Here is a 24269-nt window from a genome sequence, read left to right as displayed (position 1 = left end):
AGGAGCCAGCTTTGAATAGAAGGACAAGGGGCATCCATGGCGAGTGAAAAGGTGCCGATGCTGGCCGAAGGCTATCGTCTGCTCGAGGAAGAACTGAAGCGCCTGAAGACCGAGCGTCCCGAGATCGTCGATGCGATCGAGGAAGCGCGCGCGCATGGCGACCTCAGCGAGAATGCCGAATATCATGCCGCCAAGGAGCGCCAGGGCCAGGTCGAGGCGCAGATCAGCGACATCGAGGACCGGCTCGCCCGCGCGCTGGTGATCGATCCGACGACGCTGTCGGGCGACAAGGTCGTGTTCGGGGCGACGGTCAATCTCGTCGACGAGGACGACAAGCCGGTCCGCTACCAGCTGGTCGGCCAGCAGGAAGCCGACGCCAAGGTCGGCCGGATCAGCTACAATTCGCCGCTCGGCCGCGCGCTGATCGGCCGCCAGGTCGGCGAGGAGGTCGAAGTGTCGACCCCGTCGGGCGACCGTTATTACGAGATCGCGAAGATCGAGTTCATCTGATGCATCGTTCGGGCGCTCTCCTGCGCAAGTTGGCGGAGCGCTCCTGATGCCGGCGATCACCCGCACCGCGACCTTCTGGATCGCGGTGGTGACCGCGCTGGTGAGCTTCCTCGTCTCGGCCGGATTGTTCGGGCCGCACGGCGTGCTCGAGCTGGCCTTCGTTCCGGCGCGCATCGCCGGGGTGGCGGTCCCGTTCGACGCGGTGCCGGCGATCCTCACCCCCCTGACGGCGACGCTCGTCCATGGCGGGACGCTCCACCTCGGGTTCAACCTGCTGATGCTGGTCTGGTGCGGGCTGGCGGTCGAGCGCGTGCTCGGGCGCGGCGCGCTCGTCCTGCTCTATGTGGTCAGCGCCTACGTCGCCATGGCCGCGCAATATGCGATGAACCCGCTCGAAGTGGCGCCGGTGATCGGCGCGAGCGGGGCGATCAGCGGGCTGATCGGCGCTTATGCGCTGAGCTTCGGCCGGGCCAAGATGATCACCCGCAACATTCGCCTCAACCGCTGGATCAACATTGCCTGGCTGGCGGCGGCCTGGACCGTGCTGCAGGTGGTGGTCGGCTGGTCGGCCGGGCAGCAGGGGACCCTGCTGGCGACGCCGGCGCATGTCGGCGGCTTTCTCGCGGGGCTGCTGATGCAGCGCCCGCTGCTGCTCTGGCGCTATCGCAAGGCCTAGAGGGAAGGTCGGCCGGTTCGGTAGGCAGTCAGCAGGATCGCGCCGATACCGACGAGGGTCGGCACGAAGCCCGCAATAACCCGGATTGCCGGAGGCTGATCTTCGGCGAGGGTCATGGCGACGATCGTCGCGGCCGTCGTCAGCGCGATGCCGCCGATGAGGACGGTCCAGCCCTGCCACGACGTCGGCGCGGCGCGGAAGCGGCCCCGTTCACTCCTGTAGATGAACCAGGGCTCGCGGGGCAGGGTCATGGCCTCCCGTTCAGGCCTCGGGCTCGAGCAGGCGGTGGAGGTGCACCACCACATATTTCATCTCGGCATCGTCGACCGTGCGCTGGGCCTGGGCGCGCCAGGCGTCTTCCGCATCGGCATAATTGTCGAACATGCCGACGATGTGGAGGTTGGGAAGGTCCGTGAAGTCGAGGCCCTGCGGGTCCTTGACCTTCCCGCCGAAGACGAGGTGAAGTCTGCTCATGCGCGGGCCGGTAGCATGGGGACCGCCCGCGATAAATAGCATCGTCCCGGCGCCGGCCGGGACCTCAGGCAAGTGGCCTCAAGCCTCCCGAGGTCCGGCCGACGCCGGGACGAGGTCATCGCATTACGCGTTCGACGTGGTCGAGCTCGCGCCGAGGAAATCGCGCAGCTTGTCGCCGGCCATTTCGTCGAACTTCTGCTTGGCCATGCCGCGGCCGCGATCGATCGCGCCGGTGCCGGCCTGGTTGAGCTTGCTGCCGAGCGGGCCGAGGAGCTCGCGCTCCTTGCTGCTGGCCGGGAGCACCGCGCCGAGCACCGCGCCGAGCGCGAGGCCCGCGCCGAGCGCGATCAGCGGGCTGTTATCGATCTGGGTCGAGGCGCTTTCGCCGAGGCCGGCGAAGCGCTCCGAGAGCCCGCCCTGGTCGGTCGTGTCGAAGTCGTTCTGATACGCGTCGTTCTTCGCCATCTTGTCACTCCTTGTCCGCGCTGAAGGGCGCGTTCTGTCTGTTGTCCTGATCGTCCTCGTCCCCGCCGAGCCAGCGCCCGACCGCCGCGACCAGCGGCTTGCGGGCGATGAAGGCGGCCGCCGCGGCGGCAATTCCGGCCGCCATCAGCGGACGGTCCTTGACCGCGGTGACCGTGTCGTCGGCGACGACGATTGCATTGTTCTTGGCGCTCTGGACCGCGTCCGAGGCGAGCTTGCCCGGGGCGAGCCGGAGCTTCACCTGGTCGAGCGTCGCCATCAGCCGGGCCTTGGCGGCATCGGCATCCCCGCGGGCGCGGGCGATCCTGATGTCGTTGGCATGGCTCATGGCGCCGGCTCCTTCGTGGTCGGGAGCCGGGCATAGGCAAGGTAGCCGAACATGCCCGCGATGCCGCCGAGGACGAACACCGTGACCAGGCCGGCAAGCGCCGGGTTCATGATCTGCGCGAGGGCGACCCACACCAGGGCACACACCGCCAGGAAGGTGGCGTGCGCGAAGAGGAGGGCCGCAACTCCGAAGACGAGCGGCTGCTTGAACGCTGCCGCCTTCTCGGTGCCGAGGGTCTTGTAATAAGAGACCTCGGCCTGCGCATAAGCCTTGCCGTCCGCGACCAGGCGGTGGAGGAGATCGCCGATCCCCTCCGCTTCGCCGCCCTTGATGGTCTCGGTCCGCCTCAGCATCGGATCACCGGCTGGTGCTGGTCCGGTTGCCCTTACGGTCGCCGTTTCCATGACCATTCTCCTCCGGCATGCCGGCCTTCAGAAGTCGAACGAGGCCGAAGCCAATGATCGCCGCGCCGGCGAGGGCGACGCCCGGGCTCTTGCGGATGAGCTCGCGCGCGTCGTCGACCAGCTCGTCGGGGTCCTTGTTCTCGAGCGTGGTCGCATAGCGCTGGATCGAGTCGCTCGCGGTGCGGGCGTAGCCGGCATATTGCGGCCCGAGCTTCTCCTCGATCTGGGCGACGGTGTCACCGATCAGGGTCGAGATGTTGCCGAGGGTCGCCGAACCGCTCTTGAGGCCGTCGCCGACGAAGCCGCGGGCGCGGCCGGTGGCCTCGTCACGGGCCTTGGTGGTGACGTTGCTGAGCATGCCGCGGATCCCGCCGCCGCTGCTGGCGTCGCCGGTGCCGTCGTCGCTGGCGGTCGTGCCGGTGATCAGCGCATCGGTCTGCGAATCCGAGGCGGTGGTGCCGGTGCGGGCGCCGGTCGAATTGCCGGCCGTCGAGGCGCCGCCCGCGCTGCCGATGGTGCCGCTGCGGCCCGCGCCGCCCGACGTGCCGCCGGTTCCGCCGGCCTCGATCACCGTGTCGGTGCCCTCGGGCATCTTGTTGGTCGTATCGGCCATGAGCCTCTCCCTTTCCTTCTTACGCTGGAAAACTGACGTGTGGGCCGATAACGAGCCGTCTCGGGCGCCGTTCCGGCCTTTATCGGCAGATTGGCGTCCGGGCCGGACCGTTCAAGTCCGCGACGCTACCGTAACGATTTTCCCGCTGGAGTGCATTCCCCCATGACCGCGATCCTCGACATCCACGCCCGTGCCATCCTCGACAGCCGCGGCAATCCGACGGTGGAGGTGGACGTGACGCTCGAGGACGGGAGCTTCGGCCGGGCGGCGGTGCCGTCGGGCGCCTCGACCGGCGCGCACGAGGCGGTCGAACTGCGCGACGGCGACAAGTCGCTGTGGGGCGGGAAGGGTGTCAGCAAGGCGGTCGAGGCAGTGAACGGCGAGATCGCCGACGCGCTGCTCGGCTTCGAAGCCGAGGACCAGGCCGAACTCGACGCCGAGATGATCGCGCTCGACGGGACCGAGAACAAGGGCCGGCTCGGCGCCAATGCGATCCTCGGGGTCAGCCTGGCGGCAGCCAAGGCGGCGGCCGACGCGCGCGGCCTTCCGCTCTACCGCTATGTCGGCGGGGTCGCGGCGGACACGCTGCCGGTGCCGATGATGAACATTTTGAACGGCGGCGCGCATGCCGACAATCCGATCGACTTCCAGGAATTCATGATCATGCCGGTCGGCGCCGAGACCTTTGCCGAGGGGCTGCGCTGCGGGGCCGAGATCTTCCATGCGCTGAAGGGCAAGCTCCACGCCGCGGGCCTGTCGACCGCGGTCGGCGACGAGGGCGGCTTCGCGCCCAACATCGCCAGCGCCCGTGCCGCGCTCGACTTCATCGGCGAGGCGGTCAATTCGGCGGGCTACACGCTCGGCGAGGACGTGCTGATCGCGCTCGACTGCGCCGCGACCGAATTCTTCAAGGATGGCCGTTACGCCATGGTCGGCGAGGGCCAGTCGCTCGGCGGCGAGGAAATGGCCCGCTTCCTCGAAGGCCTCGTCAACGATTATCCGATCGCCTCGATCGAGGACGGCATGGGCGAGGACGACATGGCCGGGTGGAAGTCGCTGACCGACCTCGTCGGCAATCGCGTCCAGCTGGTCGGCGACGACCTCTTCGTCACCAATGAGGACCGGCTCCGCCAGGGGATCGAGGCGGGCATCGCCAATTCGATCCTGATCAAGGTCAACCAGATCGGCACGCTGACCGAGACGATCGATGCGGTCCGCCTGGCGCAGACCTGCGGCTACACGGCGGTGATGAGCCACCGGTCGGGCGAGACCGAGGATTCGACCATCGCCGACCTCGCCGTCGCTTTGAGCTGCGGCCAGATCAAGACCGGGAGCCTGGCCCGGTCGGACCGCACCGCCAAGTACAACCAGCTGCTGCGGATCGAGGAAGAACTGGGCGATGTCGCCCGCTATCCGGGCCGCGCGGCGGTGAAGGCCTATCGCTGAGGCCTTGAAGCGCCCCGCCAGCCGCTGGCGGGGCGTTTTTATTTGCATTTTTGTTGCTTTGCCGTCCCGAACCCCTTGCGCCGCTGACTCACTTCTGATTCTGTCCCCTTATGGGAAGGGGAGCCGTCAGTCAGGCACGTGGGCTTATCCGCCGGGCAGTGTGGCCGGCGGTGTCGCTTGTCATCATCGGCACCTTTGCCGGTCATGCGGTGGCCGGTCCCAACGGCCTGCTCGCCTGGGGCGGCTATCATCGCGACCTCGCCGAAAAGCGGACCGAACTCGCCAAGCTCGAGGCCGAGCGCCAGCAGCTCAAGCACCGGTCGGCATTGCTCGACCCGCGCAAGGCCGATCCCGACATGGCCGACGAACTGGTCCGCAAGGATCTCGGCCTCGTCCGCCCGGACGAAGTGATCGTCAGCCTCGAGGACTGAGCCTTCGGGGCTGAAGACGTATGCGCGAGGTTGCCCTCGCCCCAACCGCGCTCCTATAGGGTCGCGACCAATCAGACGAAGAGGTTGTAGTAGTGGCGCGTTCGCCCAAGACGGCGGCTCCGGCCGTCCCGCTGACTCCGAACCGGGAGCGCCCGCAGCAGCCGCAGCGCTATTCCGCGAGCAAGGAAGAGCTGCTCGACTTCTACAAGCAGATGCTGCTGATCCGCCGCTTCGAGGAGCGCGCGGGCCAGCTCTACGGCCTCGGCTTCATCGGCGGCTTCTGCCATCTCTACATCGGCCAGGAAGCGGTCGCGGTGGGCCTGCAGAGCGCGATGACCGTCGGCAAGGACAGTGTCATCACCGGCTATCGCGACCATGGCCACATGCTTGCCTACGGGATCGACCCCAAGGTGATCATGGCCGAGCTGACCGGGCGCGCCGCGGGCATCTCGCGCGGCAAGGGGGGCTCGATGCACATGTTCTCGGTCGAGCATGGCTTCTACGGCGGCCACGGCATCGTCGGCGCGCAGGTGAGCCTCGGCACCGGCCTTGCGTTCAAGCACCAGTATAGCGGCGACGGCGGGGTCAACCTCGCCTATTTCGGCGACGGCGCGGCCAACCAGGGCCAGGTCTATGAAAGCTTCAACATGGCGAAGCTGTGGAACCTGCCGGTCATCTACGCGATCGAGAATAATCATTATGCCATGGGCACGAGCGTCGAGCGGTCGGCGTCCGAGCCCGATTTTTACAAGCGCGGCGAGAGCCACCAGATTCCCGGCATCCAGGTCGACGGCATGGACGTGCTCGCGGTGCGCGGCGCCGCCGAGGTCGCGCTCGAATGGACCCGGTCGGGCAAGGGCCCGATCATCCTCGAGCTCAAGACCTATCGCTATCGCGGCCACTCGATGAGCGATCCGGCGAAATATCGGACCCGCGAGGAAGTGCAGAGCTATCGCGAGAACCAGGACCCGATCCAGCGCGCCGAGAAGGAGCTGATCGAGATGGGCGTCGCCGAGGAAGAGCTGAAGGCGCTCGACAAGGAGATCAAGGACATCGTGGTGGACGCTGCCAAGTTCGCGGAAGAGGCGCCCGAGCCCGAGGCGGGCGAGCTCTACACCGACGTGCTGGTGGAGAATTACTGATGGGCGTCGAACTGAAGATGCCGGCCCTGTCCCCGACGATGGAGGAGGGGACTCTGGCCAAGTGGCTGGTCAAGGAAGGCGATACCGTGTCGAGCGGCGACATCCTGGCCGAGATCGAGACCGACAAGGCGACGATGGAATTCGAGGCGGTCGACGAGGGCGTCATCTCGAAGATCCTCGTTCCCGAAGGCACCGACGGCGTGAAGGTCGGCACCGCGATCGCGCTGATGGGCGGCGAGGGTGAAGAACCCGCCGTTCCCGCGCAGGCCGGAGCCGCCGGCGAAAGCGCTCCCTCGACCGAGGCTCCGGCCTCCGTCGGGGCGACGGACGGTGGCGCTGCCCCGACCCCGTCGGACCAGAAGACCGAGACTAATGCGCCGACGCAGAAGGCCGACACCGGCACGACCCAGCTTGCGGCCAAGGTCCGTCCGGCCGACCCGCAGGTGCCTGAAGGCACGCCGATGCAGAAGCTGACGCTGCGCGAGGCGCTTCGCGACGCGATGGCCGAGGAAATGCGCCGCGACGAACGCGTGTTCGTGATGGGCGAGGAAGTCGCGCAATATCAGGGCGCGTACAAGGTCACGCAGGGGCTGCTCGACGAGTTCGGCGCCAAGCGCGTGGTCGACACGCCGATCACCGAATATGGCTTCGCCGGGCTCGGCGCGGGCGCGGCGATGGGCGGCCTGAAGCCGGTCATCGAGTTCATGACCTTCAACTTCGCCATGCAGGCGATCGATCACATCATCAATTCGGCGGCCAAGACCAACTACATGTCGGGCGGCCAGATGCGCTGCCCGATCGTGTTCCGCGGCCCCAACGGCGCCGCCAGCCGGGTCGGCGCGCAGCACAGCCAGAATTACGGGCCCTGGTATGCCAGCGTCCCCGGCCTGATCGTGATCGCGCCTTATGACGCGGCCGACGCCAAGGGATTGCTCAAGGCCGCCATCCGCAGCGAGGATCCGGTGGTCTTCCTCGAGAACGAATTGCTCTACGGCCATTCGTTCGAGTTGCCGCAGGTCGACGACTGGGTGCTTCCGATCGGCAAGGCCCGGACCATGCGCGAGGGCAAGGACGTCACCATCGTCAGCTATTCGATCGGGGTCGGAGTCGCGCTCGAAGCCGCCGAGACGCTGGCGGGCGAGGGGATCGACGCCGAGGTGATCGACCTTCGCACGCTGCGTCCGCTCGACAAGCAGGCGGTGCTCGAGAGCCTCAAGAAGACCAACCGTCTGGTGGTGGTCGAGGAAGGCTGGCCGACCTGCTCCATCTCGTCCGAGATCATGGCGATCTGCATGGAGGAGGGCTTCGATGACCTCGACGCGCCGGTGCTGCGCGTGACCGACGCCGACGTTCCGCTGCCTTATGCGGCAAACCTCGAGAAGGCGGCGCTGATCAAGGCCGCCGACGTGGTCGCGGCGGTGAAGAAGGTGACGTACAAGGGCTGAACGCCTCCGTGCTTCGACTTCGCTCAGCACGAACGATGATGGTGAGAACCTCTCGTTAGCCCTGAGCGAAGTCGAAGGGCGGGCGCGTTGCGAGCGGCTTTCGCCCGAGCGCAAATCGCACTATCTGGCCCCGCATGGCCATTCTTCCCATCGTCTGCATTCCCGATCCGATCCTTCGCGAGACCTCGACTCCGGTCGAGACCTTCGATGCCGAGCTGAAGCAGCTCGTCGCCGACATGTTCGAGACGATGTACGACGCGCCGGGCATCGGGCTTGCCGCGGTGCAGGTCGGGGTGCCCAAGCGGCTGCTGGTGATCGACCTCCAGGAAGAGGAGGATGACGAGGGCAAGCCGGTCAAGGACCCGCGCGTCTTCATCAATCCCGAGATCCTCGAGGAAAGCGACAGCTTCGTCCCCTACAAGGAGGGCTGCCTCTCCATCCCCGACCAATATGCCGAGGTGATGCGCCCCGACCGGGTCAAGGCCAAGTGGCAGGACGAGGACGGCGGCTGGCATGAGGAGGAGATGGACGGGCTGCTCGCAGTCTGCCTCCAGCACGAGATGGACCATCTGAACGGCGTGCTGTTCATCGACCATCTGTCGCGGCTGAAGCGCGAAATGCTGCTCAAGAAGCTCGCCAAGGGGCGCAAGGACGGCACGATCACGATGTGACCCGGTTCCCGGCGAAGGCCGGGGGCCGAGTGCCTTGGCTGCAACTGGGCCCCTGCGCTCGCAGGGGAAGAGTTAGCCGACGGCCTTCAGCTTCAGCCCGCTTTCCTCGGCCTTCTTCTCGGTGAGGTCGGTAAGGCGGGTGGGGTAGTCGCCGGTGAAGCAGGCGTCGCAGCGCTGCGGAACGGCGGGATCGCGGTGGTCGCCCAGCGCCCGGTAGAGGCCGTCGATCGAGATGAAGGCAAGGCTGTCGGCGTTGATATACTTGGCCATCGCCGCGACATCCATCTGCGCCGCGAGCAGCTTGGCGCGCTCGGGCGTGTCTACCCCGTAGAAGCAGCTGTGGCGCGTCGGGGGCGAGGCAATCCGCATGTGGACCTCGCGGGCGCCGGCGTCGCGCATCATCTGGACGATCTTCACGCTGGTGGTGCCGCGGACGATCGAATCGTCGATCAGCACCACGCGCTTGCCCTTGATCAGCGCGCTGTTGGCATTGTGCTTGAGCTTGACGCCGAGATGGCGGACTTCCTGGCTCGGCTGGATGAAGGTCCGGCCGACATAGTGCGAGCGGATGATCCCGAGCTCGAACGGGATGCCGCTTGCCTGGGCATAGCCGATCGCCGCGGGGACGCCGCTGTCGGGCACCGGCACGACGATATCGGCCTCGACCCCGGCCTCGCGGGCGAGCTCGGCGCCGATGTTCTTGCGGCTTTCGTAGACGCTAATCCCGTCGACCACGCTGTCGGGGCGCGAGAAATAGACATGCTCGAAGATGCAGGGCCGCGGCGCGGCGGCTTCGAACGGGCGGAAGCTGCGCAGGCCGTCGGCGTTGACGAGGATCATCTCGCCCGGCTGGACCTCGCGCTCGTAGCGGGCGCCGATCACGTCGAGGGCGACGGTCTCGCTGGCGAAGATGACCGTGTCGCCGATCCGGCCCATCACCAGCGGGCGGATGCCAAGCGGATCGCGGCAGGCGATCAGGCCCTGCTCGGTCAGCATGAGGAGCGAATAGGCGCCCTCGACCTGCTGGAGCGCGTCGACGATCCGGTCGAGCAGGGCCTCCTGCGTCGAGGTCGCGACGAGGTGGATGATGACCTCGGTGTCGGAGGTCGACTGGAAGATCGAGCCGCGGCGGTTGAGCGTCCGCCGGAGCTTCATCGCGTTGGAGATGTTGCCGTTGTGGGCGACCGCGAAGCCCCCTTGGGCGAGTTCGGCGAACAAGGGCTGGACGTTGCGCATCGCGCTCGAGCCGGTGGTCGAATAGCGGACATGGCCGATGGCGGTGCGGCCGGGGAGGGCGCGGATCACCTCGTCCTTGTCGAAGTTGCCGGCGACATGGCCCGCGGCGCGGTGCGAATGGAACCCACCGCTTTGGTCCATCGAGCTGATCCCGGCCGCTTCCTGGCCGCGGTGCTGGAGCGCGTGGAGGCCAAGGGCGACGAAGCTCGCGGCGCTGTCGGCGTTCCAGGCGCCGAAGATGCCGCACTCCTCGCGGAGCTTGTCGTCGTCGAAGGGATTCGTCGTCAGCATGGGAATCTGCCCGCTTTCGAAAAGTTGCCGCGCCTATAGGGGAGGGCCGGCCCTTTGTCGCCGCCCAAGTGAACGAGGCTTGAAGGGGCGATGCCGGCCAAAGGCCAGCGGGCGCCCGCTTCCGCCCGCCGACAAGGGGCGCTAACGCATCATCCATGCGCTTGCTCGTCGTCCCGCTGCTGCTCGTGACTGCCGCCTGCAGGCAGGAGGAAACTTCGGCCGAAGCGCCCACCTCGCCCGCGACGAGCGACGTGGACGTCTATGCGTCGGGTCCGCGCGAACGGCTTTGCTTGAAGCCCGGCGAGCAGCGAGTCGGGGTCATCACCTACGCCGCCAGCGGGGACGGAAATTGCGCGCTCCGCGGCCGCACGGCCGATCCGTTTCTCATCCGGCCCGACGGCGACGACAAATGCGAAATCACTTATCGTCGAGACGCGAAAGGGATCACGCTGTCCGAGGTCGGCGCGGCCTGCGCTTATTATTGCGGGCCCGGCGCGAGCCTTGCGGGCAAGAGCTTCAGCAAGGTTGACGGTGAGGCGGCGGCCACCGATCTCGCCGGTGATCCGCTCTGCTGACATTTTTGTTGATTAAGGGCTGCTCGCCCACCTAGAGCTTTGACAACAGGTTCTTTTGGAGACGCCTCGATGCCCGTCTACACTGCTCCCGTCCGCGACACGCGTTACATCCTCGATCACATCGTCCAGATGCAGAATTTCGGCAATCTGCCGGGCTTCTCCGATGCTTCGCCCGATCTCGTCGAGGCAATCCTCAACGAGGGCGCGCGCTTCACCCAGGAAGTGTTGATGCCGCTCAACCGCGTCGGCGACGAGGAAGGCTGCACCCGCCATGAGGACGGTTCGGTCACGACTCCGAAGGGCTTCAAGGAAGCCTACAAGCAGTTCTGCGAGCTCGGCTTCACCAGCCTTTCGGCCCCGACCGAGTTCGGCGGCCAGGGCCTTCCGCACGTGCTTGCGACCGCGCTCAGCGAATATGTGCTGTCGGCCAACCAGAGCTTCGAGATGTATCATGGCCTGACCGCGGGCGCGATCGCCTCGCTGCTGGTCAAGGGCAGCCCCGAGCAGCAGCAGACCTATGTGCCCAAGATGGTCTCGGGCGAGTGGACCGGCACGATGAACCTGACCGAGCCGCATTGCGGAACCGACCTCGGGCTGATCAAGACCAAGGCCGAACCGCAGGCCGACGGCAGCTACAAGATCTCGGGCACCAAGATCTTCATCTCCTCGGGCGAGCACGACATGTCCGAGAACATCATCCACCTGGTGCTGGCCAAGATCACCGGCGCGCCCGACAATGTGAAGGGCATCAGCCTGTTCGTCGTGCCCAAGTTCCTCGTCAACGAGGACGGCACCCCGGGTGAGCGCAACAGCCTCGCCTGCGGCTCGATCGAGCACAAGATGGGCATCCACGGCAATTCGACCTGCGTCATGAACTATGACGGGGCGACCGGCTATCTGGTCGGCGAGCCGGAGAAGGGCCTCGCCGCCATGTTCATCATGATGAACGCGGCGCGCCTCGGGGTGGGCCTCCAGGGCCTCGCCCAGGGCGAGATCGCCTATCAGAATGCCGTGGCTTACGCGAAGGACCGCCGCCAGGGCCGGGCGCTTCGCCCCGACCAGCGCGATGCCGAGCAGAAGGCCGACAATCTGTTCGTCCACCCCGACGTCCGCCGCATGCTGCTCGAGGCCAAGGCCTTCAACGAGGCGGCGCGCGCGCTGATCCTGTGGGGCAGCCTCCAGGTCGATCTTTCCCGCAAGGGCGCGACCGAGGAGGAGCGGCAGAAGGCCGACGACCTCATCAGCCTGCTGACCCCGGTCATCAAGGGCTATCTCACCGACAAGGGCTTCGAGGCCACGGTGAACATGCAGCAGGTGTTCGGCGGCCACGGCTACATCCGCGAATGGGGAATGGAGCAGTTCGTCCGCGACGCCCGCATCGCCCAGATCTACGAGGGCACCAACGGCGTCCAGGCGATGGACCTCGTCGGCCGCAAGCTCGCCAAGGACGGCGGCCGCGGCGTGCGCCTGTTCTTCGAGACGGTCGCGGCGGACATTGCCGAGGCGAGCAAGAATGGTGACCCCGCGGGCGTCGCCAAGCCGCTCGGCGAGGCGCTCCAGCACCTCCAGGCCTCGACCATGTGGCTGGCCCAGCACGGGATGCAGGACCCCAACCACGCCGGCGCCGGCGCGGTGCCCTACATGCACCTGATGGGCCTGGTGACCTTGGGCTGGATGTGGCTCAAGATGGCCGACGTCTCGGCCCGGCTCGAGAATGAGGCCGGCGAGGACGCCGGCTTCCACCAGACCAAGCTCGCCACCGCCCGCTTCTACGCCCAGCGCGAACTGCCCAAGGCGAGCGCCTATCGTGGGCAGATCGAGGCTGGCGGCGACACGCTGATGGCGCTCGACGAAGCGGCCTTCTGATGAACTAAGCGTCGTCCCCGCCGGCGCGGGGACGACGCTTAGGTGAGCCGCACCTCCAGCACTTCCTCATAATGCGGCCCGGCCTTGCCGAGGTGGCTTTCGAACAGGACCAGCCGGTCGGCGCGCCACTCGGGCGAGGCGATGGCGCCATGGCGGGCGAGCCAGGGCCCAAGCGGCGGCACCGGGCCGCTCCAGCGCGCGATCGTGACATGGGGGACGAAGGCGCGGGTCTCGGGCGGCTGGCCGGCGGCCTGGACCGCCCTATCGACCTTGGCGGCGAGCGCGGCGACGGGCTCGCGCGGGGCGACACCCGCCCACAGGGCACCGGACTTGCGATGATGAAATTGCCCGCTGCCGTGAAGCCGGAGCGGGAAGGCGGGCGCGTGCAGCGAGGCGAGCGCGGTGGCGACATCCTCGGCGGCATGGCCGTCCACCTCGCCGATGAAGCGGAGCGTCAGGTGGAGCGCGTCGGGCTCGACCCAGCGCAGGCCCTCGCTGTCGTCCATCACGTCGAGCAGCAGGTCGGCGATCGCGGGCGGCAGGGGCAGGGCGACGAACAGGCGGTGCATGGCGCCTGACTGTAGCCCCAAGGGACAATCGTTGCGCGTCGGATATTTCTTGAAAGCCGCGGGTTGGTCTACGATATAAGGTCACGTGGACGGGCCATCTTGGTCCGCCGACAATGGAGCTTGAGATGCAGAACTGGTCTGACCCGCGAACGACGACCGCTTACGAGCCGGCCGCCTCGGTCGGCGTGCCTCGCGTCGCACGCGACGCGGGCCTTCGGTCCTACATGCTGTCGGTCTACAATTACATGGCTTCGGGCGTGCTGCTCACGGGCATCGTCGCCCTGCTGTTCGCCTCGAGCGGAATGGCGGCGCAGGTGCTGTCGACGCCGCTGCGCTGGGTGATCATCTTCGCCCCGCTGGCCTTCGTCATGGCGATGAGCTTCGGCCTCAACCGGATGAAGACCTCGACGCTGCAGGCGCTCTACTGGGCGTTCGCGGTGGTGATGGGCCTGTCGATGAGCTCGATCTTCCTGGTCTACACCGGGACGAGCATCGCCACGACCTTCTTCGCGGTCGCCGCGGCCTTCGCCGGCCTCAGCCTCTGGGGCTACACCACCAAGCGTGATCTGTCGGGCTTCGGCACCTTCCTGATCATGGGCGTGGTCGGCCTGTTCGTCGCGATGCTGATCAACCTGTTCCTGCAGTCGAGTGCGCTGCAGATGGCGATCAGCGCGATCGGCGTCCTGCTGTTCGCGGGCCTCACCGCCTACGACACGCAGAAGATCAAGAGCATGTACGCCTATGTCGCCGGCACCGACATGATGGGCAAGGTCGTGATCATGGGGGCGCTGAACCTCTACCTCGACTTCATCAACATGTTCACCTTCCTGCTGCAGTTCCTCGGCGACCGCCGCTAACTGAGCTGAGCCGTTCGGCGGCACGCTTCACGCGTGTCGTCGAAGGCATCGAAACGGGAAGGGCCCGGCAGGCGACTGCCGGGCCCTTTTTCGTGTCAGCCGAGGTGGCGCTTGAAGAAGGCGAGGGTGCGCTTCCAGCTGAGGTCCGCAGCGGCCTTGTCATAGCGTTCGGCCGAGGTGTCGTTGTGGAAGGCATGGTTGACGCCGTCGTAGAGCTGGAAGGTGACCGTCTTGCCCGCGGCGCGCAGCGCCTCGACCCAGGGGAAGGCGGTCCGGTTGACCCTTTCGTCGAGGCCCGCGCACTGGATCAGCAGCGGGGCCTGGACCTTCGCGGCCTGGCTGGGGTCGGGCGCGGTGCCGTAATAGACGACCCCGGCGTCGAGGTCGGCCCCGGCATCGACCGCCAGGCGGTTCACATAGGCGCCGCCCCAGCAGAAGCCGACCGCGCCGACCTTGCCGCCACGGCTGCTCTTCGCCAGCTCGCGGGCCATGGCGACCCCGGCGGCGGACGCCTGGGCGAGGTCGAGTTTGCCGATCAGCTCGCGCGCCTGGTCCTCGTTCGCGGGCGTGCCGCCGAGCGGGGTCAGGAAGTCGGGCGCGACCGCGCGATAGCCGGCCAGCGCCGCGCGGCGGGCGACGTCGCGGATATGGTCGTTGAGGCCGCGATTCTCGTGGATGACGATGACCGTCGGCTTGAGGCTGCGGCTGCGCGGTTCGGCGACATAGGCCCTGGTCCCGGCGATGGTCTGGTCGCGGGTGGTGAGGCGCTTGTCGTCGGCGGGAACGATGGCGGCGGCGGCCGGGGAGGCGGCGATCGCGCCGATCAGCGCCTCGGCGGCGGCGACGCTTCCCGCAAGCGCGACCATGCGGGCCATGAAGCTGCGCCGTTCCATGCCCTCATGGGTGAAGCGGTCGTAGAGTTCGATCGCCTGCGCCTTGAGTTCGTCGTTCATCCGAAATCCTCCTCGATGCCTTCCCCGACCCTAGGCGCAGCAAAGCCGAGGTGGGACCCCGGGACAAGGCCGGGGTCGGGCGGTCAGGCCGAGGCCTTGATCGCCTCGGCCGCTTCCGAGTCGATCTGCTTGGCCCGGCGATAAGCGTCGCGATCGGTACAGCGCGCGACATAGGCCTTGAGGGTGGGCGAACCCTCGATCATCCCGAACATCATCATGAAGCCGAGCTGCGAGGCGAGATAGACGTCGGCGGCGGAGAAGCGGCCCGTGACATAGTCCCGGTCGCCGAGCATCCGGTCGAGCGCCTCAAACACCAAAGCTTCGTTGCCGTGGCCGAACATCCGCTGGCGTTCGGCGGGCGGCTCATATTGGATGGCCTTGAGGCTGAAGGTCATCTCGAGTGGGCCGGCGGCGAAGAAAAGATAGCGGTAATAATCCGCCCGCTCGGTCGTGGCGGGGGCGAGCCCGGCGTCGGGGAAGGCATCAGCGAGATAGGCGCAGATGGCGGCGACCTCGGTCACCACCTTGTCGCCGTGGCGGATCGCCGGAATCTTCATCATCGGATTGATCGCGCGATAGGCGTCGCCCTTGAGGGTCGTCGCATAGTCGAGGATCTCGGTGGTGTAGGGCGCGCCCACTTCCTCGAGCATCCACCGGACCATCTGCCCGCGCGATTGCGGATTGGTGTAGAAAATCAGGTCGGCCATGTTTCTTCCCCTGCAGAACGCAACGGGAACATAGGCCCCGCCGCAGGGCGATGGCAAGGCGGCCGGGGATGAAGCCGGCCGCCTTGCCGATCGATCAGCCGCGTTCGCCGGCGGTGGTGGTCGCCGGGGCCGCCGCGCCGCCGCGATCGCTGGCGCTGGTGTCGCGGGCGCCGCGGAATTCGCTGTCCTCGCTCCAGTTCGGCCAGGCGTTGCTGTTGGCGAGGTCGCGGCCGACGTTGTGGAGCAGCTGCGCATCCTGCGCGAGGCCGGTGAAATCCCAGCTCGGATCGAACTCGTCGTCGGGCTGGTGGTAGCGCTTCACGGTATAGTCCTCGTTGAGGGCGAGGCCGCGGGCCTTGCCGCCATTGACGAGGTCGGCACCGCCGCGCCAGCTGATCGCCGGAACGCCGCGCTTGGCGAACGGGAAGTGGTCGGAGCGGAAGAAATAGCCCGCCTCGACCTTCTCGTCGGGCGAATAGGTGCGGTTCTGCTTGGCCCCTTCGGCGACCAGCATGTCGAGCAGGCCGAGCTTGGCCGACCCCGACATGGAGAAGTCGCGCGCCCGGCCGTAGAGCGCGCCGCCGTCGGTGTTGAGGACGCCGGCGGTCTTGCTCAGCGGATAGAGCGGGTTGGAGACATAATATTCGGAGCCGAGCAGGCCCTTCTCCTCGGCGGTGACGAACAGGAAGACGAGGCTTCGCGCCGTGCGCGGCTGCTTGGCGAACCAGCGCGCCTGCTCGAGCACGTGGGCGGTGCCCGTCGCATTGTCGAGCGCGCCATTGTAGATCCGGTCGCCGTTGGCGTCGGGGAGGCCGATGCCGAGATGGTCCCAGTGGGCCGAATAGATGACCGTCTCGTCGGGGCGCTTTGTGCCGGGCAGCAGGCCAACGACATTGTAGCTGGTGATGGTCTTGGCGGTGGCATTGCCGGTCGCGCTGAAGCGGACGGGCAGGTCGACCGGCTTGAAGTCGCGGCGGCGGGCCATGGCCTTGGCCTGCGCGAGGGTCATTCCGGCCGAGGCGAAGATCTTCTCGGCGGTCGCCTTGGTGATCCAGCTTTCCATCGCCGGGTGCGACGCGCCCGGGTTCTGGCGGACCACGTCGAACATGGTGTTGGTGTTCGAATTCTTGACCGTGTTCCAGCCGTAGGAAGCGGGGGCGTCCTCGTGGACGATCATCACGCCGGCGGCGCCGAGCTTGGCGGCCTGCTCATACTTGTAGGTCCAGCGGCCGTAATAGGTCATCGCCTTGCCGCCGAAGTCGGGGCCGCCATCGCCGATCGGGCCATCGAAGTCGGCGTCGTTGATGAAGACGACGAGGATCTTGCCGCGGACGTCCTGGCCCTTGAAGTCGTCCCACTGGCGCTCGGGTGCCTGCGTGCCGTAGCCGGCGAAGACCAGCGGCACATTGTCCATCCGAAGCTGGGCCTGGCCGTTGAGCGGCGCGCGGACGGCAATGTCGGTGCCCTGCGCAAGCCGGCCGGCAGCGGCGCCGCCCTGCAGCGTCAGCACCGGATCGCTGCTCCAGTCGGACTGGAGGAGGGGCACGCGCTGGGTATATTGGCGCTTGCCGTCGATCACTTCGCCGCCCGGCTGGACCCCGGCGGCGCGAAGCTGCTGGACGAGATAGGCGACGGTCTTGGCCTCGCCCGCGGTGGCCGGGCCGCGACCCTCATAGGCATCGCTCGACAGGGTCTTGATGTCCTGCGCGACACGCGTGGTCGAGAAGGTCTGCGCGGCGAGCGGGGTCGCGGCGAGCGCGGTGGCAGCAAGGAGGAAGGCGGGACGGATCACTGGCGAACTCCAAGTGGTGGAATCGAACGAGTGGCGGTTTCATGCGCCGCCGCGGAGGCCGTGAAAAGGGGGCGCGCGCAGGTTCGCGCCTTGGGCGGGCTCAGTTCGCACTTGCAACAAATGTTGGTTTTCGGCGTATATGGCTTCGAATCGAGGCCGCCGCCCGCAAGACGACGACCCCTGATCCAGGGTTCAACAGGCACAGGTTTCCCAAGCTTCCCATGACCGATGACACGACGGCCGGGTCGCCCGGCCAGCCCGCCGACGCCCATGCGCCGCGCGGCTCGACCCCCTTGCTCACCCTCGGCGCGATCGGCGTCGTGTTCGGCGACATCGGCACCTCGCCGCTCTACGCGCTGAAGGAAAGCTTCGTCGGCCACCATCCGATGCCGGTGATGGAGGAGCGCGTGCTCGGCGTGCTCAGCATCATCTTCTGGACCTTCATGGTCGTGGTGACGCTCAAATATGTGATCATCATGATGCGGGCCGACAACAAGGGCGAGGGCGGGAGCCTCGCGCTGCTCGCGCTGCTGTCGCGCCACGGCGACAAGCGCCGCTGGACCGCGGGGCTCACCATCCTCGGCGTGTTCGCGACCGCGCTCTTCTTCGGCGACGCGATGATCACTCCGGCCATCTCGGTCCTCTCGGCGGTCGAGGGCGTGGGGACCATCAACCCCGCTTTCCTCCCTTATGCGATGCCGAGCGCGCTCCTGATCATCCTACTGTTGTTCGCGGTGCAGCGGCACGGGACGGCCTCGGTCGGCGCCATCTTCGGGCCGATCATGCTGGTCTATTTCCTGGTGCTGACCCTGCTGGGGCTATTGTCCGTGATCGAGCGGCCCGACGTGCTCCGCGCGCTGTCGCCGGTCTGGGGAATGCGCTTCATCCTCCACGATCCCTGGTTCGCCTTCCTCGCGCTCGGCTCGGTGGTGCTGGCGGTGACGGGCGCCGAGGCGCTCTATGCCGACCTCGGCCATTACGGGAAGACGCCGATCAGGCTGGCCTGGCTGCTGGTCGCCTTCCCCGCGCTGATGACCAATTATCTCGGCCAGGGGTCGCTGCTGCTGCGCGATCCGACCGCGGTCGCCAATCCCTTCTACCTGCTGGCGAGCGAGGAATGGCGGCTGCCCCTGATCATCCTCGCAGTGGTCGCGACGGTGATCGCCAGCCAGGCGGTCATCACCGGCGCCTTCAGCGTGGTCCGCCAGGCGGTCCAGCTCGGCCTCATGCCGCGCCTGACCATCCGCCACACCAGCCGCACCGCCGAGGGGCAGATCTACGTGCCGCTGATCAACTGGGCGCTGTTCCTGTCGGTGGTCGTGCTGGTGCTGGTCTTCCGCAACAGCTCCAACCTCGCCAGCGCCTACGGGATCGCGGTGACGGGGACGATGGCGATCACCACGCTGATGCTGGCGGTGCTGCTGACCCAGCACTGGCAGTGGCCGCGCTGGGTGAGCATCCCGCTGCTGTTGCTGCTGGCTGGCGTCGACCTCACCTATTTCGCGTCCAACCTCACCAAGTTCATGGACGGGGGCTGGTTCCCGGTGGTGGTCGCGCTGGCGAGCTTCACCCTTTTGACGACCTGGGCACGCGGGCGGCAGCTGGTCCGGGCGCAGCTCGCCGAAGCGGCGATGCCATTCGAGGTGTTCGTGAAATCGGTCGGCAAGGGCGTCCACCGGATCCGCGGGACGGCGGTCTATCTGACCAGCGCCGCGGTCGGGATCCCGCCGGCGCTGCTGCACAATCTCAAGCACAATCAGGTGCTCCACGAGAAGGTGCTGCTGACCACCGTGAAGGTGCTCGACGTGCCGTTCGTCGCCGAGGACAAGAGGGTCAGCGTCGAGCAGCTCGGCGCCGGGCTGGCGCGGGTGGTGGTCCGCTACGGCTTCTCGGAAGATCCCGACATTCCCGCCGCGCTTGGCTCGGCGAAGGCGAGCATCGGCGTTTGCGACGCGATGACCACCAGCTATTTCCTGTCGCGCCAGACGATCCTGCCGTCGGCGCGGCCGGGCATGATGCGGTGGCGCGAGCGGCTGTTCGGCTGGATGATGCGCAATTCGGCGACCGCGATGGACTTCTTCAAGCTGCCGCCCAACCGCGTGGTCGAACTCGGAAGCCAAGTCGCCATCTGAGGCATTGACGGGCCTTGCTGTCCCGCTGTATTGCTATGGCAACACAGTTGGAGTGTCGTCCATGAAGTCCCTGATGCTGCTTCCCGTCCTCGTCGGCCTCGCCGCCTGCGACGTCAACTTCGATACCGACAAGCCGGCCAAGGGCCCCGAGAAAGTGGCCGTGGCAGGGACGGCCGACGGCCAGGTGAAGTTCGACCTGCCCTTCGCCAACGGCACGATCAAACTGCCCGAGGGCATGATGAAGAATGCCAATTTCGATATCGACGGGGTGAAGATGTACCCGGGCGCCGACGTCACCGGCTTCAACTTCGACGCCGAGGACGGCAAGGCGCTGGTCGACATGAGCTTCACCGCCCCGGCCGCGCCCGACGCGGTGCGCGGCTATTTCCTCGAGCAGTTCAAGGCCAAGGGCGTCGAGGCGGTGGCCGAGGGCGAGGGGGTCCAGGGTACGTCGAAGAATGGCGACCGCTTCACCATGAGCTTCGCGCCCGGCGGAAGCGGGACGCAGGGGCAGATCAAGATCGACAGCAGCAGGCCCTAGAAGGGGAAGAAGAGGGGGATGACCGCGATCGCCGTCGCCGCGGTGACGAGGTTGAGCGGCATCCCCAGCTTGACGAAGTCGAGATAGCGGTAGCGCCCGAGCTGATAGACGAGGGCGTTGGTCTGGTAGCCGAACGGGGTGGCGAAGGCGGCGCTGGCGGCGAGCATGGTCGCGACGAGGAAGGGGCGGGGGCTGACCGACAGCGCCTCGCCCATCGACACCGCGATCGGGGTGAACAGCACCGCCACCGTGGCGTTCGACAAAATCTCGGTCAGGAACAGCACCGCGACGTAGAGCAGGGCGAGCGCGGCGAGTGGGGGAAGGCCGTCGACGCTTCCGATCAAGGCCTCGGCGATGGTCTCGGCGACGCCCGAGGTGCGCAGCGCGATGCCGAGGACGAGCATCCCCGCGATTAGCATCAGCACGTCGGGCCGGAGCCCCGAATAAGCCTCGTCGGCGGTGAGCACGCGCAGCAGGATGAGGAGGATCGCGCCGGCGAAGGCGCAGGCGGCGATGGGGGCGATCCCGACCGCCGCGGCGACGATCACCGCGACGAACACTAGCAATGATACGATCGCCTTCAGCGGCTGGAGCGGGCGTTCCTCGGCGAAGGCGGAGGCGTCGCCCGGCAATCCCCCCGCGGCATTGGTCGCGCCGACCCGGGGTGGCTCGGGGGCATCGGGCGCATCCGACGTGTCGATCAGGCGGCTGCTGAAGAGCAGGAGATAGAGGCCGCCCGCAAGCGCCACGGCAAGGCCGACGGGGGTGATCTCGAAGATCCCGAACTTGGTCTGCCCGGCCGCTCCTGCGACATCGTTGACGAGGAGGTTGGTCGAGGTGCCGATGAGGGTGCAGCCCCCGCCGAGGATGGTCGCGTAGGAGAGGGGGATGAGGAAGGGCTTGGCCGAAATCCCCATCCGCTCGGCCGAATCCTTGATGACCGGCGCGAGGAGGACGACGATCGGCGTGTTGTTGAGCACCGAGGAGGCGGCCCCGCCGACCGCGATCAGCAGCCACAGGCCGGCGCGGCCGATCCGCCGGCACAAGGCGACAAGCGCGCGGATGCCGGAATCGAGCAGTCCCGCCACCTCCATCGCGAAGGCGATGACGAACAGCGAGGCGAGGGTGATCACCGCCGGGCTGGCGAACGCACTCTGGACCTGGATCGGGCGGACCACGCCGGTCATCAGCAGCACCGCCGCACCCGACAAGGCGATGACGTCGGACCGGCCCTTGTCGAGGATCAGCGCGGCGACCACCGCGACCAGCACGGCGAGCGTGATCACCTGCGGCGTCAGCAGCGGGATCAGGTCCGGCAAGGTTCGAGGGCCGGGTTCCGGCAGCACGCAATGATCATTGCAGGACAAACGAAACAGGGCGCGGAAGGTCCCTCCCGCGCCCTGTCTCGTGTCAGGCGATGCTGCCCGCGCCTTTATTCGGCGGCGGGCGGCGTCTCCCCGGCAGGAGCGCTCGGCTTGGCCTTGCGCGCCTTGCCGCCGCTCTTCTTCGCCGCCTTGGCCGGAGCCGCGGGGGTGATCTCGAACACGGGCTGATTGTCCTTCAATCGGACCTTCACCTCGCCGCCATGGACGAGCTTGCCGAAGAGCAGCTCCTCGGCGAGCGGCTGCTTGATCTTCTCCTGGACCAGGCGGCCCATCGGCCGTGCGCCGTAGAGCTTGTCATAGCCCTTGGCGGTCAGCCATTCGCGCGCCTCGTCGTCGAGCTCGATATGGACGCCGCGGTCCGCCAGCTGCAACTCCAGCTGGAGGATGAACTTGTCCACGACCCGCGCGACCACCGCCGGCGGCAGGTAGCCGAACGGCACCACCGCATCGAGGCGGTTGCGGAACTCGGGCGTGAACATCTTGCGGATCGCATCTTCCTGCACGTCCTCGCGGGAGGCCGCGCCGAAGCCGATCGATTCCCGGGCCATGTCCGACGCGCCGGCATTGGTGGTCATGATCAGGATCGTGTTGCGGAAGTCGACGGTCTTGCCGTGGTGATCGGTCAGCTTGCCGTTGTCCATCACCTGAAGAAGGATGTTGAACAGGTCCGGGTGCGCCTTCTCGATCTCGTCGAGCAGGAGCACGCTGTGCGGCTGCTGGTCGACCGCGTCGGTCAGGAGACCGCCCTGGTCGTAGCCGACATAGCCCGGAGGCGCGCCGATCAGCCGGCTGACCGAGTGGCGCTCCATATATTCGGACATGTCGAACCGCTGCAGCGGAATGCCGAGGATCGAGGCGAGCTGGCGCGCGACCTCGGTCTTGCCGACGCCGGTCGGCCCCGAGAAGAGATAGTTGCCGATCGGCTTGTCGGGATCGCGCAGGCCCGCCCGGCTGAGCTTGATGGCCGACGCCAGCCGCTCGACCGCGAGGTCCTGCCCGAACACGACCCGCTTGAGGTCGGCTTCGAGGTTCTGGAGCGTCTTCTTGTCGTCGGTCGACACGCTCTTCGGCGGGATCCGCGCCATGGTCGCGACCACGGCCTCGACCTCCTTGGGCGTGATCACCTTCTTCCGCTTGGTCGGCGGCACCAGCATCTGCATCGCGCCGACTTCGTCGATCACGTCGATCGCCTTGTCCGGCAGCTTGCGGTCATGGATGTAGCGCGCCGATAGCTCCACCGCCGACTTGATCGCGTCGGGGGTGTAGCGGACCTTGTGATGCTCCTCGAAGGAGGAGCGCAGGCCGGCGATGATCTTGATCGTGTCCTCGACCGTTGGCTCGTTGACGTCGATCTTCTGGAAGCGCCGGAGCAGCGCCCGGTCCTTCTCGAAGTGGTTGCGGAACTCCTTGTAGGTGGTCGAGCCGATGCAGCGGATCGCGCCGCTCGAGAGCGCGGGCTTCAGGAGGTTGGACGCATCCATCGCCCCGCCGCTGGTCGCGCCGGCGCCGATCACGGTGTGGATCTCGTCGATGAAGAGGATCGCGTGCGGCAGCTTCTCGAGCTCCGACACGACCGACTTCAGCCTTTCCTCGAAGTCACCGCGATAGCGGGTACCCGCCAGGAGCGCGCCCATGTCGAGCGAATAGATGACCGCGGGCTTCAGCACCTCGGGCACGTCGCCCTCGACGATCTTGCGCGCGAGGCCCTCGGCGATGGCGGTCTTGCCGACGCCCGGGTCGCCCACATAGAGCGGATTGTTCTTCGAGCGGCGGCAGAGGATCTGCACCGTCCGGTCGACCTCGGCCATGCGGCCGATCAGCGGATCGACCTTGCCGATCTTGGCCTTCTCGTTGAGGTCGACGGTGAACTGCTTGAGCGCACTTTCCTTCTTGTCGCCGGTCGACTTGTCGGACTTGGTCTCGGGCGCGTCGGCGCCGGCCGGGGGCTGCTGCCCATCGGCGCTCTCGCCCTTGCCGACCCCGTGGCTGATGTAGGTGACCGCATCGAGGCGGCTCATGTCCTGCTGCTGCAGGAAATAGACCGCATAGCTCTCGCGTTCGGAGAAGAGGGCGACCAGCACGTTGGCGCCGGTGACCTCGTCGCGGCCCGACGACTGGACGTGAAGGATCGCGCGCTGGACCACGCGCTGAAAGCCGCTCGTCGGCGTCGGGTCGGTGCCGCTGTCGGCGACGAGCGCGCCGAGCTCGCCGTCGAGATACTGCTTGACCGTCGCCTTCAGCTCGTCGCGGTTGACCCCGCAGGCGGTCATCACCTTGGAGGCGTGGGCATCGTCGATCAGCGCCATCAGCAGATGCTCGAGGGTCGCATATTCGTGGCGGCGGCGGCTCGCCTCCCCAAGCGCATTGTGCAGGGTCTGTTCGAGCTCGCGGGCGAAACTGGGCATTCGGAAACTCCTTGGCCGGGAACAGCAAGCTCCCGGCTTCCTTAACTTCTTATTTCGTGAGGCGTTGCGGCCGCTGCAAGGGCGGCGAAATGAATGAAGAGGGCCGGGCTAGCGCTTGAACAGCGCATCGGCGGCCGAGCGGTGCTGCGACGCCGCTTCCTGGTGAGCGCGGACCCGCGCGATCTCGGCCTCGAGCGCCACGATCCGCTCGTCGAGCTCATGCTGGCTCAGCGGATCGAGGTCCTGGCGGGCCAGCAGGACCAAGGGATCGTCGGGGCGTGACGAGAAGAAATCATCGTCCATGCGCCAAAGGTCGGGTGAGAAACCCTCCAAGTCA

Annotated in this window: 26 protein-coding genes; 12 read left to right on the top strand and 14 right to left on the bottom strand. The window is 67.2% G+C overall.

The genetic code is table 11. The features are described from left to right. The first annotated feature begins 36 nt into the window (after window positions 1–36). Together greA and AC4GYU_RS11455 are read left to right on the top strand one after the other, a co-directional pair. Complete coding sequence (gene greA / locus AC4GYU_RS11460; protein WP_491087081.1) at window positions 37–510, top strand: transcription elongation factor GreA; 474 nt, start codon at window positions 37–39, stop codon at window positions 508–510. Between the two features lie 46 nt (window positions 511–556). After that, window positions 557–1186 (top strand): rhomboid family intramembrane serine protease, encoded by a 630-nt coding sequence (locus AC4GYU_RS11455; RefSeq protein WP_491087080.1) that lies wholly within the window; start codon window positions 557–559, stop codon window positions 1184–1186. Here the strand turns inward: AC4GYU_RS11455 and AC4GYU_RS11450 are convergent. The 6 genes from AC4GYU_RS11450 to AC4GYU_RS11425 all read right to left on the bottom strand — a co-directional run bounded on the left by AC4GYU_RS11450 (window position 1183) and on the right by AC4GYU_RS11425 (window position 3488). Next, complete coding sequence (locus tag AC4GYU_RS11450; protein WP_491087079.1) at window positions 1183–1437, bottom strand: hypothetical protein; 255 nt, start codon at window positions 1435–1437, stop codon at window positions 1183–1185. The genes AC4GYU_RS11455 and AC4GYU_RS11450 overlap by 4 nt on opposite strands. A gap of 10 nt (window positions 1438–1447) precedes the next feature. Further along, window positions 1448–1660 (bottom strand): DUF4170 domain-containing protein, encoded by a 213-nt coding sequence (locus AC4GYU_RS11445; protein WP_491087078.1) that lies wholly within the window; start codon window positions 1658–1660, stop codon window positions 1448–1450. A 123-nt stretch (window positions 1661–1783) separates the two neighbouring features. After that, the gene (locus AC4GYU_RS11440; protein ID WP_491087077.1) at window positions 1784–2125 is read right to left on the bottom strand and encodes a hypothetical protein; all 342 of its coding nucleotides are present in this window, start codon (window positions 2123–2125) and stop codon (window positions 1784–1786) included. Between the two features lie 4 nt (window positions 2126–2129). Then, complete coding sequence (locus AC4GYU_RS11435) at window positions 2130–2471, bottom strand: hypothetical protein (protein WP_491087076.1); 342 nt, start codon at window positions 2469–2471, stop codon at window positions 2130–2132. Continuing rightward, a complete protein-coding gene (locus AC4GYU_RS11430) occupies window positions 2468–2824 on the bottom strand; it encodes a phage holin family protein (protein ID WP_491087075.1) in 357 nt (118 codons plus the stop codon). The genes AC4GYU_RS11435 and AC4GYU_RS11430 overlap by 4 nt, the downstream gene beginning before the upstream one ends. A 4-nt stretch (window positions 2825–2828) precedes the next feature. Further along, a complete protein-coding gene (locus AC4GYU_RS11425) occupies window positions 2829–3488 on the bottom strand; it encodes a hypothetical protein (protein ID WP_491087074.1) in 660 nt (219 codons plus the stop codon). A 162-nt stretch (window positions 3489–3650) separates the two neighbouring features. Between AC4GYU_RS11425 and eno the strand changes: the two genes are divergently transcribed. The 5 genes from eno to def all read left to right on the top strand — a co-directional run bounded on the left by eno (window position 3651) and on the right by def (window position 8623). Further along, a complete protein-coding gene (eno, locus tag AC4GYU_RS11420; protein WP_491087073.1) occupies window positions 3651–4934 on the top strand; it encodes a phosphopyruvate hydratase in 1284 nt (427 codons plus the stop codon). Between the two features lie 170 nt (window positions 4935–5104). Further along, a complete protein-coding gene (locus AC4GYU_RS11415; protein WP_491087072.1) occupies window positions 5105–5365 on the top strand; it encodes an FtsB family cell division protein in 261 nt (86 codons plus the stop codon). Between the two features lie 92 nt (window positions 5366–5457). Beyond that, entirely contained in the window at window positions 5458–6507 is a 1050-nt protein-coding gene (gene pdhA / locus AC4GYU_RS11410) for a pyruvate dehydrogenase (acetyl-transferring) E1 component subunit alpha (RefSeq protein WP_491087071.1), read from the top strand. Next, window positions 6507–7952 carry a pyruvate dehydrogenase complex E1 component subunit beta gene (locus tag AC4GYU_RS11405; RefSeq protein ID WP_491087070.1) on the top strand — a complete coding sequence of 482 codons (1446 nt, stop codon included), beginning with the start codon at window positions 6507–6509 and terminating at the stop codon, window positions 7950–7952. Before pdhA ends, AC4GYU_RS11405 begins: the two co-directional genes overlap by 1 nt. Before the next feature lie 134 nt (window positions 7953–8086). Beyond that, window positions 8087–8623, top strand: coding sequence for a peptide deformylase (gene def, locus AC4GYU_RS11400; RefSeq protein WP_491087069.1), 537 nt, complete (start codon window positions 8087–8089; stop codon window positions 8621–8623). Between the two features lie 72 nt (window positions 8624–8695). Here the strand turns inward: def and purF are convergent, their stop codons facing one another. Then, on the bottom strand, window positions 8696–10150 hold the full coding sequence (purF, locus tag AC4GYU_RS11395; RefSeq protein ID WP_491087068.1) for an amidophosphoribosyltransferase: 1455 nt from the start codon (window positions 10148–10150) through the stop codon (window positions 8696–8698). A 155-nt stretch (window positions 10151–10305) separates the two neighbouring features. On the opposite strand from purF, the gene AC4GYU_RS11390 reads away from it, so the two are divergent. After that, window positions 10306–10725, top strand: coding sequence for a hypothetical protein (locus AC4GYU_RS11390; protein WP_491087067.1), 420 nt, complete (start codon window positions 10306–10308; stop codon window positions 10723–10725). A 69-nt stretch (window positions 10726–10794) separates the two neighbouring features. After that, window positions 10795–12591: an acyl-CoA dehydrogenase C-terminal domain-containing protein gene (locus AC4GYU_RS11385; RefSeq protein WP_491087066.1), complete on the top strand. Its 1797-nt coding sequence runs from the start codon at window positions 10795–10797 to the stop codon at window positions 12589–12591. Window positions 12592–12629: 38 nt separating this feature from the next. Here AC4GYU_RS11385 and thpR read toward each other — a convergent pair whose 3' ends face one another. Then, window positions 12630–13160 carry an RNA 2',3'-cyclic phosphodiesterase gene (gene thpR / locus AC4GYU_RS11380; RefSeq protein WP_491087065.1) on the bottom strand — a complete coding sequence of 177 codons (531 nt, stop codon included), beginning with the start codon at window positions 13158–13160 and terminating at the stop codon, window positions 12630–12632. A gap of 125 nt (window positions 13161–13285) precedes the next feature. Here thpR and AC4GYU_RS11375 point away from each other — a divergent pair, with 125 nt between their 5' ends. After that, window positions 13286–14017: a Bax inhibitor-1/YccA family protein gene (locus tag AC4GYU_RS11375; RefSeq protein WP_491087064.1), complete on the top strand. Its 732-nt coding sequence runs from the start codon at window positions 13286–13288 to the stop codon at window positions 14015–14017. A gap of 95 nt (window positions 14018–14112) precedes the next feature. On the opposite strand, the gene AC4GYU_RS11370 is transcribed toward AC4GYU_RS11375, so the two are convergent. The 3 genes from AC4GYU_RS11370 to AC4GYU_RS11360 form a co-directional block, all read right to left on the bottom strand. Then, a complete protein-coding gene (locus AC4GYU_RS11370; protein WP_491087063.1) occupies window positions 14113–14970 on the bottom strand; it encodes a dienelactone hydrolase family protein in 858 nt (285 codons plus the stop codon). An 83-nt stretch (window positions 14971–15053) separates the two neighbouring features. Beyond that, entirely contained in the window at window positions 15054–15677 is a 624-nt protein-coding gene (locus tag AC4GYU_RS11365) for a glutathione S-transferase family protein (protein WP_491087062.1), read from the bottom strand. 94 nt (window positions 15678–15771) lie between these two features. Further along, window positions 15772–17469, bottom strand: a complete 1698-nt coding sequence (locus AC4GYU_RS11360; RefSeq protein ID WP_491087061.1) for a M28 family metallopeptidase — start codon at window positions 17467–17469, stop codon at window positions 15772–15774. Between the two features lie 221 nt (window positions 17470–17690). Here AC4GYU_RS11360 and AC4GYU_RS11355 point away from each other — a divergent pair, with 221 nt between their 5' ends. After that, window positions 17691–19601, top strand: coding sequence for a potassium transporter Kup (locus AC4GYU_RS11355; protein WP_491087060.1), 1911 nt, complete (start codon window positions 17691–17693; stop codon window positions 19599–19601). A 61-nt stretch (window positions 19602–19662) separates the two neighbouring features. Next, window positions 19663–20142 carry a hypothetical protein gene (locus AC4GYU_RS11350; protein ID WP_491087059.1) on the top strand — a complete coding sequence of 160 codons (480 nt, stop codon included), beginning with the start codon at window positions 19663–19665 and terminating at the stop codon, window positions 20140–20142. On the opposite strand, the gene AC4GYU_RS11345 is transcribed toward AC4GYU_RS11350, so the two are convergent. The 3 genes from AC4GYU_RS11345 to AC4GYU_RS11335 form a co-directional block, all read right to left on the bottom strand. Next, the gene (locus tag AC4GYU_RS11345) at window positions 20139–21443 is read right to left on the bottom strand and encodes an SLC13 family permease (protein ID WP_491087357.1); all 1305 of its coding nucleotides are present in this window, start codon (window positions 21441–21443) and stop codon (window positions 20139–20141) included. The two genes, AC4GYU_RS11350 and AC4GYU_RS11345, sit on opposite strands and share 4 nt — an antisense overlap. Window positions 21444–21574: 131 nt before the next feature. Beyond that, window positions 21575–23932 carry an ATP-dependent Clp protease ATP-binding subunit ClpA gene (gene clpA, locus AC4GYU_RS11340; protein WP_491087058.1) on the bottom strand — a complete coding sequence of 786 codons (2358 nt, stop codon included), beginning with the start codon at window positions 23930–23932 and terminating at the stop codon, window positions 21575–21577. 108 nt (window positions 23933–24040) lie between these two features. Further along, complete coding sequence (locus AC4GYU_RS11335; protein WP_491087057.1) at window positions 24041–24235, bottom strand: DUF1192 domain-containing protein; 195 nt, start codon at window positions 24233–24235, stop codon at window positions 24041–24043. Between the last annotated feature and the right edge of the window lie 34 nt (window positions 24236–24269).

This window comes from Sphingomonas sp. SP2, assembly GCF_058313385.1.
This window is presented reverse-complemented; position numbering and strand designations above follow the sequence as displayed.